The organism is Streptomyces sp. NPDC059832 (assembly GCF_042731715.1).
Classification (GTDB): Bacteria; Actinomycetota; Actinomycetes; order Streptomycetales; family Streptomycetaceae; genus Streptomyces.
In genome coordinates, this window is record NZ_JBHWIY010000009.1 from 152,139 (window position 1) to 162,233 (window position 10,095).

The window sequence follows — 10,095 nt, forward strand, 5'->3', positions numbered from 1 at the left end:
CACTGTATGGACACGCACACGAAAACCACTCCCACGATCGATCTCGAACCCGCGGCACGGCACCTCGCCGCCCTGCTCGACGGCATCGACGAGCAGCAGCTGGACGATCCGACGCCCTGTCCCGACTACGCGGTACGCGAGCTGCTCGCCCATGTGGCCGGGCTGAGCGCGGCCTTCTGCGACACGGCGCGGAAGGACTTCGGCCCGATGACCGACACCGCTCCGGACGCGGGGCTTCCGGTCCTCGCCGACGACTGGCGCGAAACCCTGCCGCCGCTGCTGGAAGAGGTGGTCAAGGCCTGGCGCGATCCTGCCGCCCGGCAGGGAATGACCAGGGCGGGCGGCGTGGATCTGCCGGGTGAGGTGGCGCTGGTGATCGCGCTGGACGAGCTGGTGATCCACGGCTGGGACCTGGCTCGGGCGACCGGCCGGCGGTACGAGGCGGACGAGGCGGACCTTCGCCTCGCGCTGGACATGCTGACCCCCGGCGACGGCAAGCCCCGGGCGGACAGCATCTTCGGCCCGCCGGTTCCGGTCCCGGCCGACGCGCCCCTCGTCGACCGGGCCGTCGCGATGAGCGGTCGCCGCCCGGACTGGAGGCCGGGCGACTGAGCTGAGCCGCGCGGCGGGCCGGTGCGCCTTTGAGCCGTACGCCTCCCAGCGGTGACGGTCGGGACAGGCCCGGTCAGGTCAGCCTTCGCGCCGCCTCGCGTGCCTGTTCCCGCAGCCGTTCGTCGGCCGGGGCTATGCCGGGCTCCACGCCCGAGGCCCGCACCCGGAGGTCCCGTTCGGCCAGGGCGGTCAAGCGGCGGTGATGGTCCGCGGTGAGGGCAGCGGGTCCGAGCGCGACCAGTGCCTCCAGCGCGGTCACCGCGTCGTCGTCCTGCTCCGCGGCGCCCAGGAGCAGTTCGGCCGTGCGGGGGCCGTCGAGGGACTCGGGCGCGATCGTGCGGAGGGCGAGCAGCACGGACGGGATCTGCACCCGGTCGGCGAGCAGGCCCTCCAGCGCGGGGACCAGCGGCCGGGCCGCGTCGCCGATGCGGCCCGCCGCCCGCGCGGCACGGCCGAGCGTCCGGCGCAGCCACGTCGGCTCCGCCGCCGCGAGCACACCGGCCAGCACCGGCACCGCTTCCTCCGGGTCACCGGTGATCCGCCACAGGGCCGAGGCGATCTCGACATCGGCGTCCAGCTGCGGGGAGTTGCGGGCGCCCTCGGAATCACTGAGCGCGGACCGCAGAGCGGGCACCAGGCCGAGCGCCGCCGGGCCCAGCTCCGCGGCGAGACGCGCGGCCTCCCGCACGGCCGGACCGCCGGGGGCGAGCCGGTCGGCGACGGCCACCAGCAGCGGGCCCGTGTCCCCCGTCAGCTCGCGCACCGCCGTCGCCGCAGCAAGCCGGCCGTCCACCGGACCGGTGCGGGCGGCGGCGGTCAGGAGCTCCGCGGTCGCCTCCCGGTGCTCCGGCGGGCAGATCGCGGCCAGCGCCTTCGGCACGGCCCTCGGGGATCCGGGCAGCGCGGACCGCAGTTCGGGCAGGGCGGCCGATGCCCGGCTCCCCCACGCGCCGAGCAGGAGGGCGAGCCGGATGGTCTCGTCGGCGCCGAGGTCCTCCGCACCCAGCCGGGTACGGATCGCGTCCAGCAACGCCGGGTCGTACGGGAGAGACGTCCCGGCCGTCCCTCCGTTCAGGAGGCCGCACGCCGCACCGAGTGCGCGTGGACGCCGCCCCAGGTCACGGGCCAGGAGCGGCGCGGCCCGGTCGGGGGCCACGGCGACGAGTACTTCCAGCGCGCGATCCGCCGGATCGCCCTCGCCCGCGGCGAGCCGGGCCAGCACCGGGACGGCCGGCTCGGATCGGGCACCCAGCTTCGCGAGCAGCGCATACGCCTCGGGCACAGCGGCGGGGTCGGCGATCAGCGCCTCCACGGCGCCGGCCAGGCGCTCCGGCGCGCTGCGCGAGAGCAGGCAGGCCGTCTCGGCCGCCCACGTCGCCTCCTCCCGCGCCTCGGGGACCGCACTGCGCAGGGCGGCATCGAGCAGGGTGTACGCGGCGTCGCGGTCCGCGGCGGTGTCGCGGAGCAGCAGCGCCTCGACCACGTACTGCAGCGGTTCGTTGCGCTCCAGGTCCAGCCGGCCCTCGACGAGGACGTTCGCGGGCAGGAGGGACAGCATCGCCCCGTGGTGCGCGGGTCCCCAGGGCAGTCCGCCGTCCACGCAGGCCAGCAGCGCCGCGATCCGGACCTCGCCGGGCTCGTCCGCGCCGATGGCCCCGGTCGCCTCGGCGGCCGCACCCGGCGGGTCCAGATGCGCCGTCGCCCCCAGGAGTTCGGCCCGTACCAGAGGGTCCGTCTCGGTCCTCCCGCGCAGACGGAGCACCGGAAGCACCCGGTCCGCCGCGCCGGTCATCGCGGCGGCCCAGACCGCGGCCCGCCGGAGCCCCGGATCCTCGGCGTCGACCGTGGCGAGAATCAGTGGCAGCTGACCGACGACGGCTGCCCGGCAGGCGGCTTCGTCGCTGTCGCCGTCGTCCGCCCCGCCCTCCGCTATGCCGCCGAGCAGCACCAGCAGGTCCTCCGTGCGGTACCCCGCTCCGGCGAGCCGGGCGAGGCACGGAACGGCGCGGGCCGTGGCCCCGTAGACCGAGCCCTGGTGCAGGATGCTGCCGTACAGCTCGGAGATCGCCTCGGACGCGGCCTCCTCGCTCTCCCCGGCGAGCGCCCGCAGGTGGCCGGGGACGTCGGCCGCGCTCCCGTAGGCATGCCGCAGATCCGCCCACGGCTGGGCGTCGACTTCGGCGAAGAACCGTGTGAGATCCATGAGCGGATCATGGCATCCGGCACTGACAGCGCCCCGGGCCGTCGGCCCGCAACCGGCCCCGGACCGGCTTCGGCCGGCCCCCGGACGGCCCGAGCCGGTCCTCGGCGGATCCTCCGGCAGGCCCACAGTTGGCCCTCAGCAGGTCCTCAGCAGGTCCTCAGCTGGTGAAGAACTCCGTGATCTGCTGGGCAACCTGGTCGGGGTGGATCTCGTGCACCCGGTGGCCGCCCCCGATCGTGATCAGCCGGCAGTCCGGGATCAGCGAGGCCATGTCCTGCAGGCGCCCCTGGGGCATGGTGGACTCCGGGCCGCCCGAGATCATCAGCGTCGGCGCGACGATCTCGCCGAGGCCGGCCGCCCACTCGGGGTCGGGGTCGGCCACCTCGGCCCGGATGGGAGCGACGGCAGCCCAGTCGTAGTCCACCGGCCCCTCCGGCTCCGCGGCCGGCTTCGGCTCGCTCGGGAACGGCGGCGGGGTCTCCACCAGCACCAGTCGCTCCACCCGGTCCGCGTGCTCCTGGGCGAGCAGACGGGCGACGACACCACCCATGGAGTGGCCGACCAGGCCGACCCGGTCGAGCTCGCACTCGTCCAGGAAACCGAGGACGTCGTCCCGCATCAGCTCGAAGGAGTATTCGTCCGGCCAGTCGCTCTCGCCGTGACCGCGCAGGTCGAGGGCGTACACCCGCCACTCCTCGCCGAGCAGGCCGGCGACCGCCTCCCAGCTCGCGGCGGAGCCGCCGAGGCCGTGCAGCAGGACCACGGGCGAGCCGAAGGGGTCGCCCCAGGTCCGGTACGCGAGCCGTACGTCGCCGACATCCACTACAGACTGATCTTCCATACCCATGACGCTACAGGCGCACGGGCGTAGATCGTTCCGCCGCCTCCGCGGTGGCCGCCGTCCGGCTCGGGTGCGACGCGTGTCCGACGTACGCCCGGCGGCGGTTACCGGATCCGGTCCTCCTCAAACCCATGACCGGCGGGCGCGGGAAGCGTCCGCCCGCTGCCTGCGCACGCCGGTGCGCACGTCATATGACCTGCGCTTTCACTCCTGTTCGAAGACCGGTCCGGACCCGTGACCGGCCGGTCGGCAACTCCGTTGGGGCTGGCGGACGGCTCACGCCGACGTGGGCCGGATTACGGAGGAGAGATTCGCATGATCAAGAAGATGATGCTGGCCGCGATGGTGCTGACCGCCGGTCTCGGGCTGGCCATGAGCCCCGCCGCCCAGGCCGCGCAGAGTCCCGCCGCCGCGCAGGCCGCGAAGGCACCGGCAGCGGTCTGCACCGTCAACGACAACGGGGTGAACTTCCGCGGCGGGCCGGGCACCGAGTTCCCGGTCCTGGGCCAGGTGAACAAGGGTCAGAACCTGAACGCCCGAGGTCAGCAGGGAAACTGGATCATGGGTGACCTGTGGGGCGGCCCCACGGGCGTCTGGATCCACGTGGCCTACCTGAACTGCTGAGGCCGCAACGCCCGGGGAGGCCCCGCATCGCGCGCTCCGCGCGGTGCGGGGCCTCCCGCGTTCCGGGAGAACTTCTCAACTCCCCGGCGCCGGAGGGGTGTACGACACCCTCCCACTCTGATAGGAAAGCTTCCTAACAGACCGATGGAACGAAGAACTCCCCTTGGAGGACTGGTGCACGCTCCCCATAAGCGCGCCGCACGTCGCAGTACCCGCCCCGTGCGCATCACGGTCATCGCGGTCGGATTGGCCCTCACGGCGATTCCCGTCGCCGCCTACGCCGGTGGCCCCACGCACCAGGCGGCCCCTCAGTCGGCGGCAGCGGCTGCGAAGGCCGCCGCCGCGACCGGGCTGGACGATCCGGCGAAGAAGGAGATCGCCATGCAACTGGTCTCCAGCGCCGAGAACTCCTCCCTCAACTGGAAGTCCCAGTACAAGTACATCGAGGACATCGACGACGACCGCGGCTACACCGGCGGCATCATCGGTTTCTGTTCCGGAACGGGCGACATGCTCGACCTCGTCGAGCTGTACACCGAGCGCAAGCCGGACAACGTCCTCGCGAAGTACCTCCCCGCGCTGCGGAAGGTCAACGGCACCCCCTCGCACAGCGGTCTCGACCCGAACTTCACCAAGGACTGGGCGAAGGCCGGCTCCGACTCGGCGTTCAAGAAGGCGCAGGACGACGAGCGGGACCGGGTGTACTTCAACCCGGCCGTCAAGCAGGGCAAGGCCGACGGCATCGGCACGCTGGGCCAGTTCGCGTACTACGACGCCATCGTCATGCACGGTGACGGCGACGACAGCACCGGCTTCAGCGCCATCCGCAAGCGGGCCCTCTCGAAGGCGAAGCCGCCGTCCCAGGGCGGCAACGAGGTCACGTACCTCAACGCCTTCCTCGACGCCCGCGTCTGGGCGATGAAGCAGGAGGAGGCCCACGAGGACACCAGCCGGGTGGACACCGCCCAGCGGGTCTTCCTGCAGAAGGGCAACCTGAACCTGGACCCGCCGCTCGACTGGAAGGTGTACGGCGACAGCTACCACATCGGCTGACGCATCCGGGCGACACGACTGCGGCGCGTACGGCAGCACCCGCGAGGGTCGCCGTACGCGCCGCGGTGCCGACCCGCCCGATACCGGCCGGGTCGGGTCAGTGCGCGGCCACCGGGTCCGCGGCCGGGCTGTTCTCCCGCTCCGACGGTTCCGGATCCGGCTTCCTGCCGAGGTGGTTGAAGGCCAGGTTGAGCACGATCGCCACCACGCAGCCGGTCGAGATCCCGGAGTCGAGCACCACGAGCAGATCCTTCGGGAACGAGTGGTAGAACTCCGGCGCGGCGATCGGGATCAGGCCGATGCCCACGGCCGCGGCCACGATCAACGCGTTCTCACCCTTCTCCAGCGCGGCGGTCGCCAGGGTCTGGATGCCGCTCGCGGCGACCGAACCGAAGAGCACGATGCCCGCGCCGCCGAGGACCGGCAGCGGGACCAGCGCGATGACGGACGCCGCGACGGGGACCAGCCCGAGCACGATCAGGATGCCGCCACCGGCGGCCACCACGAAGCGGCTGCGGACCTTCGTCATCGCGACAAGGCCGATGTTCTGGGCGAAGGCACTGCACATGAAGCCGTTGAAGAGGGGGCTGATGGCACTGCCCAGGGTGTCGGCGCGCAGACCGCCCTCGATGGTCCGTTCGTCCGCCGGCCGGCCGACGATCCGGCCGAGGGCGAGCATGTCCGCGGTGGACTCGGTCATGCAGACCAGCATCACGATGCTCATGGAGACGATCGCGGCGATCTCGAACTGCGGCGCCCCGAAGTGGAACGGCGTCGGGAAGCCGACCGGGTCGGCGTCCTTGATGGCGCCGAAGTCGGTGATGCCGACCGGAATCGCGATCAGGGTGCCGACGATCAGCCCGAGCAGGATGGCGATCTGCTGGAGGAACCCGCGCAGCAGTTTGCGCAGCGCGAGGACGATCACCAACGTGACCGCGGCCATGGTGATGTTGGTCGTGGAGCCGTAGTCGGCGGCCTTGGCGTTGCCGCCCTGGGACCAGTTGAAGGCGACCGGCAGCAGCGAGACACCGATCAGGGTGATCACGGTGCCGGTGACCACGGGCGGGAAGAAGCGGACCAGTTTGCAGAAGTACGGGGCCAGCAGGAAGCCGAGCAGGCTGGCGACGATGATCGCGCCGAAGATGACCGCGATGCCGTCGTGCCCGCGGTCCTTGCCGATCGCCACCATCGGCGTGACACCGGCGAACGAGACGCCGTTGACGAACGGCAGCCGGGCGCCTATGCGCCAGAAGCCGAGGGTCTGGAGCAGGGTGGCTATGCCCGCGGTGAACAGGCTCGCCCCCATCAGGAAGGCGGTCTCCTTGGCGGTGAGGCCCACGGCGGGCCCCACGATCATCGGCGGGGCCACCACGCCCGCGTACATCGCGGCCACGTGCTGGAGGCCGCTGGTGAACATCTTCAGTGGGGGGAGCGTTTCGTCGACCGGGTGTTTCCGGTCGGCCGAGGCCGAGTCGGTGGCGGCGCCGGGAAGTCGGGCGGCGTCGGGATGCGGGTCGGCATCGGATGCTGCGTCTGCGTCGTTGCGAAACCTGGGCGTAGCTGCCACGGCGGTTCCTCCGGTCGGGTACACGTCTGCGGTGACGTGGGTGTCAGGGAGGTGGTGCAAGTGGGGCGTTGGTGCAGGTGGGGCAGGTCGTGCAGCTGGTGCGGGCAGCTTCGGTCACCGGTGCGGGGGCGCATGCGTCCAGGCGCGCGCTCCCGCACCGGTTGCCGTGGACCCCGCTCGGGTCCACGGCGGCCGGCCGAGGGCCGTCCCCCTCGGCCGGCCGGTATCGGGGGTACCGCGGAGCGTCAGGCCCCGGCGGCGATCTGTGCGAGGCGGCGGGCCTCGTCGCGGGTGGCGCGGGCGATGGCGTCCTCGTCCGCGGTGATCAGGTGGTTGTCCTCGACGACCGGCTCGCCGTTGACGAGGGAGAGGGTGACGGGGGCCGCCGCGCCGAAGACGAGTGCGGTCACCGGGTCGGCGATGGAGGCATGGGCGAGGGTGTCGAGCTTCCAGAGCACCAGGTCGGCGAGTTTGCCCGGTTCCAGGGAGCCGATCTGGTCGGCGCGGCCGAGGACCTGGGCGCCGCCGTGCGTTCCCAGGCGCAGGGCCTGACGTGCGTTCAGGGCCTTCTCCCGGTGGGGGCCGAGGCGGTTGATGAGGAGGGCGTTGCGCAGCTCGGTGTGGAGTTCGCCGGACTCGTTGGAGGCGGTGCCGTCGACACCCAGGCCGACCGGGACGCCGGCCGCGAGCATGTCGGGGACCCGGGCGATGCCCGCGGCGAGCCGGGCGTTGGAGGAGGGGCAGTGCGCGACGCCGGTTCCGGTGCGGGCGAAGGCGGCGATGTCGGAGTCGTTCATGTGGACGCAGTGCGCCATCCACACGTCGTCGCCGAGCCAGCCGGTGGACTCGAAGTAGTCGGTCGGTCCCATCCCGAACAGCTCGTGGCAGAACTTCTCCTCCTCCACGGTCTCCGAGCCGTGGGTGTGCATGCGCACTCCCTTGCGACGGGCCAACTCCGCCCCCTGCCGCAGCAGTTCGGTGGAGATGGAGAACGGGGAGCAGGGTGCGGCCGCGACCTGGGTCATCGCGTCGAACGACGCGTCGTGGTGTGCGTCGATGGTCGCCTCGGTGCCGGCGAGCGCCCCGTCAAGAGTCTCCACGGCGAAGTCCGGCGGCAGTCCGCCGTCCTTGACGCTGCGGTCCATGGACCCGCGGGCGAGGGTGAACCGTACACCCATGTCACGGGCGGCCCCGATGATGGCGCCGGACAGATCGCCGGAGCCCCGCGGGTAGACGTAGTGGTGGTCCATGGCGGTGGTGACGCCGCCGCGGGCCATCATGGCGAGGGAGCCCTGGGCGGCGGCGCGGACCATCGGTTCGTCGATGCGCGCCCACGTCGGGTAGAGGGCGACCAGCCAGTCGAACAGGTTGTGGTCGGTGGCGAGGCCCCGGGTGATCCACTGGTAGAAGTGGTGGTGCGTGTTGATCAGGCCGGGGGTGGCCAGGTGCCCGGTGCCGTCGATGCGGCGCACGACGTTCTCCAGGCCCTCGGGGGCCCGGCCTGCGCCGATGGACTCGATCTTGTTGCCTGCGACGACGACGTGACCCGAGGCGTACTCGGTGTCGTGGGCGTCGACCGTGGCGATGGCCACGTTCTCGATGACGATGCGGGATACGGGGTCTGCCGAAGGTGCCATGGTGCTTCCTTCCGGAGTGAGTGGCGATGCGGGCACGGCAGGACCCTAGGAGGATTTGAGTGCCGGGGCGGACGCGCCGCCACGGGTGCCGAGATGGTGGAAGAACAGGTTCAGCGACACGGCTACCAGGGCGCCCGCGCTGATGCCGGAGCCGAGCACGGTCTGCGCCCAGGCCGGGAAGTCGGCGTAGAAGGTGGGCGCGGCGAGCGGGATGATGCCCGCGCCGAGCGAGACGGCGACCAGGATGATGTTGGAGCTGTCGTCGAGACCGGCCTCCGAGAGCGTGCGGATGCCGCTGACCGCGATGGAGCCGAAGAGGACGATGCCCGCACCGCCGAGTACCGGCATCGGCACCGCGGAGACCACCGCCCCGAGCACCGGGAAGACGCCGAGGACCAGGAGAGCGCCTCCCGCGGCGGCGACGACGTAGCGGCTGCGGACCTTGGTCAGCGAGACGACGCCGACGTTCTGGGCGAAGGCGGAGGTGGGGAAGCCACCGAAGACGGGGCCGAGGAGCGTGGCGATGCCGTCGGTGCGCAGGCCCCGGGTGATGGTCCTGCCGTCGGTCTCGCGTTCGCAGATCTCGCCGATGGCGAGCATTCCGGCGCTGGACTCCGTCATCAGGACGAGCGTCACCAGGCAGAGCGAGACGATCGCGGCGGGCTGGAACTCGGGCGCCCCGAACGCGAAGGGCGTCGGCAGCGCGGCGACCGGGGCCGAGCCGAGCGCCCCGAAGTCCGCCATGCCGAACGGGATCGCGGCGAGTGTTCCGGTCAACAGCCCCAGAAGCAGGGCGACTTGTTTGACGAAGCCGCGGCCGAAGCGCTGGATCAGCAGGATGACGACGAGCGTGAAGGCGGCGAGTGCCAGGTACTTCATGTTCCCGAAGTCGGCGGCGGTCCTGTCGCCGCCCTGCGCCCAGGCGACCGGCACCGGCATCAGGGTCACCCCGATGAGGGTGATGACGACGCCTGTGACGAGCGGCGGGAAGAAGCGCAGGAGCTTGCCGAAGAACGGTCCGATGGCGAGACAGAAGAAACCGGCGACCATCACCGCGCCGTAGATGGCCGGGAGCTGGTCGCCCGTGGCGTTGGTCTCGGCGATGGCGAGCATCGGCGCGATTCCGGCCGAGGAGGCGGCGTTGACGAAGGGCAGCCGGTTGCCGACGAAGCCCTTGACCCCGAGGGTCTGCAGGAGGGTGGCCACACCGGCGATGAGCAGACTCGCGGCGATGAGCCGGGTCCGGCCCGCGGTGTCGAGGCGGACGGCCTGGCCGATGATGAGCGGGGGCGTGACCACGCCCGCGTACATGGCGGCAATGTGCTGGAGCGCGGCGGGGACGAGCCGCGAGGGGTGGAGCTTCTGGTCGACCGGGTGGACCTCGGGTCCTTCCGGTGGGGTGGAACACGGGCCTTCTGCCGGCCCTTTTGCAGGCGTTGCCATGGCTAGCTGTTCCCTCCGGTGTGGCGGACCCCCCCCCACCCCCGGCGGGGGGGGGGGGGCCGGCCCCGTTTCCGTACCGCCGTGATCATGGCCGGCCGTCAGCCGAAGAGCAGAA

Annotated in this window: 8 protein-coding genes; 3 read left to right on the forward strand and 5 right to left on the reverse strand. The window is 72.1% G+C overall.

The features are described from left to right. Positions 1-6: 6 nt before the first annotated feature. On the forward strand, positions 7-612 hold the full coding sequence (locus ACFV8T_RS18150; RefSeq protein WP_385328542.1) for a TIGR03086 family metal-binding protein: 606 nt from the start codon (positions 7-9) through the stop codon (positions 610-612). A 73-nt stretch (positions 613-685) separates the two neighbouring features. Here ACFV8T_RS18150 and ACFV8T_RS18155 read toward each other — a convergent pair whose 3' ends face one another. Together ACFV8T_RS18155 and ACFV8T_RS18160 are read right to left on the reverse strand one after the other, a co-directional pair. Continuing rightward, positions 686-2,815 (reverse strand): hypothetical protein, encoded by a 2,130-nt coding sequence (locus ACFV8T_RS18155; protein WP_385328544.1) that lies wholly within the window; start codon positions 2,813-2,815, stop codon positions 686-688. Between the two features lie 157 nt (positions 2,816-2,972). After that, positions 2,973-3,656, reverse strand: coding sequence for an alpha/beta fold hydrolase (locus tag ACFV8T_RS18160; protein WP_385328546.1), 684 nt, complete (start codon positions 3,654-3,656; stop codon positions 2,973-2,975). A gap of 315 nt (positions 3,657-3,971) precedes the next feature. Here ACFV8T_RS18160 and ACFV8T_RS18165 point away from each other — a divergent pair, with 315 nt between their 5' ends. Further along, entirely contained in the window at positions 3,972-4,280 is a 309-nt protein-coding gene (locus ACFV8T_RS18165; RefSeq protein ID WP_266428771.1) for an SH3 domain-containing protein, read from the forward strand. A gap of 174 nt (positions 4,281-4,454) precedes the next feature. Then, entirely contained in the window at positions 4,455-5,333 is an 879-nt protein-coding gene (locus tag ACFV8T_RS18170; protein ID WP_385328547.1) for a chitosanase, read from the forward strand. 97 nt (positions 5,334-5,430) lie between these two features. On the opposite strand, the gene ACFV8T_RS18175 is transcribed toward ACFV8T_RS18170, so the two are convergent. From ACFV8T_RS18175 to ACFV8T_RS18185, 3 genes are all read right to left on the reverse strand, one after another. Then, positions 5,431-6,900 carry a nucleobase:cation symporter-2 family protein gene (locus tag ACFV8T_RS18175; RefSeq protein ID WP_385328549.1) on the reverse strand — a complete coding sequence of 490 codons (1,470 nt, stop codon included), beginning with the start codon at positions 6,898-6,900 and terminating at the stop codon, positions 5,431-5,433. Positions 6,901-7,145: 245 nt separating this feature from the next. Next, positions 7,146-8,537, reverse strand: a complete 1,392-nt coding sequence (locus ACFV8T_RS18180; RefSeq protein WP_385328551.1) for an 8-oxoguanine deaminase — start codon at positions 8,535-8,537, stop codon at positions 7,146-7,148. Positions 8,538-8,582: 45 nt separating this feature from the next. Next, a complete protein-coding gene (locus tag ACFV8T_RS18185) occupies positions 8,583-9,980 on the reverse strand; it encodes a nucleobase:cation symporter-2 family protein (protein ID WP_385328552.1) in 1,398 nt (465 codons plus the stop codon). Positions 9,981-10,095 lie beyond the last annotated feature (115 nt).

What these genes read in the sequence shown, in the direction of transcription:
- ACFV8T_RS18150 (WP_385328542.1), top strand. Translation starts at nt 7, where the DNA reads ATGGACACGCACACGAAAACCACTCCCACGATCGATCTCGAACCCGCG.
- ACFV8T_RS18155 (WP_385328544.1), bottom strand. Translation starts at nt 2,815, where the DNA reads ATGGATCTCACACGGTTCTTCGCCGAAGTCGACGCCCAGCCGTGGGCG.
- ACFV8T_RS18160 (WP_385328546.1), bottom strand. Translation starts at nt 3,656, where the DNA reads ATGGAAGATCAGTCTGTAGTGGATGTCGGCGACGTACGGCTCGCGTAC.
- ACFV8T_RS18165 (WP_266428771.1), top strand. Translation starts at nt 3,972, where the DNA reads ATGATCAAGAAGATGATGCTGGCCGCGATGGTGCTGACCGCCGGTCTC.
- ACFV8T_RS18180 (WP_385328551.1), bottom strand. Translation starts at nt 8,537, where the DNA reads ATGGCACCTTCGGCAGACCCCGTATCCCGCATCGTCATCGAGAACGTG.
- ACFV8T_RS18185 (WP_385328552.1), bottom strand. Translation starts at nt 9,980, where the DNA reads ATGGCAACGCCTGCAAAAGGGCCGGCAGAAGGCCCGTGTTCCACCCCA.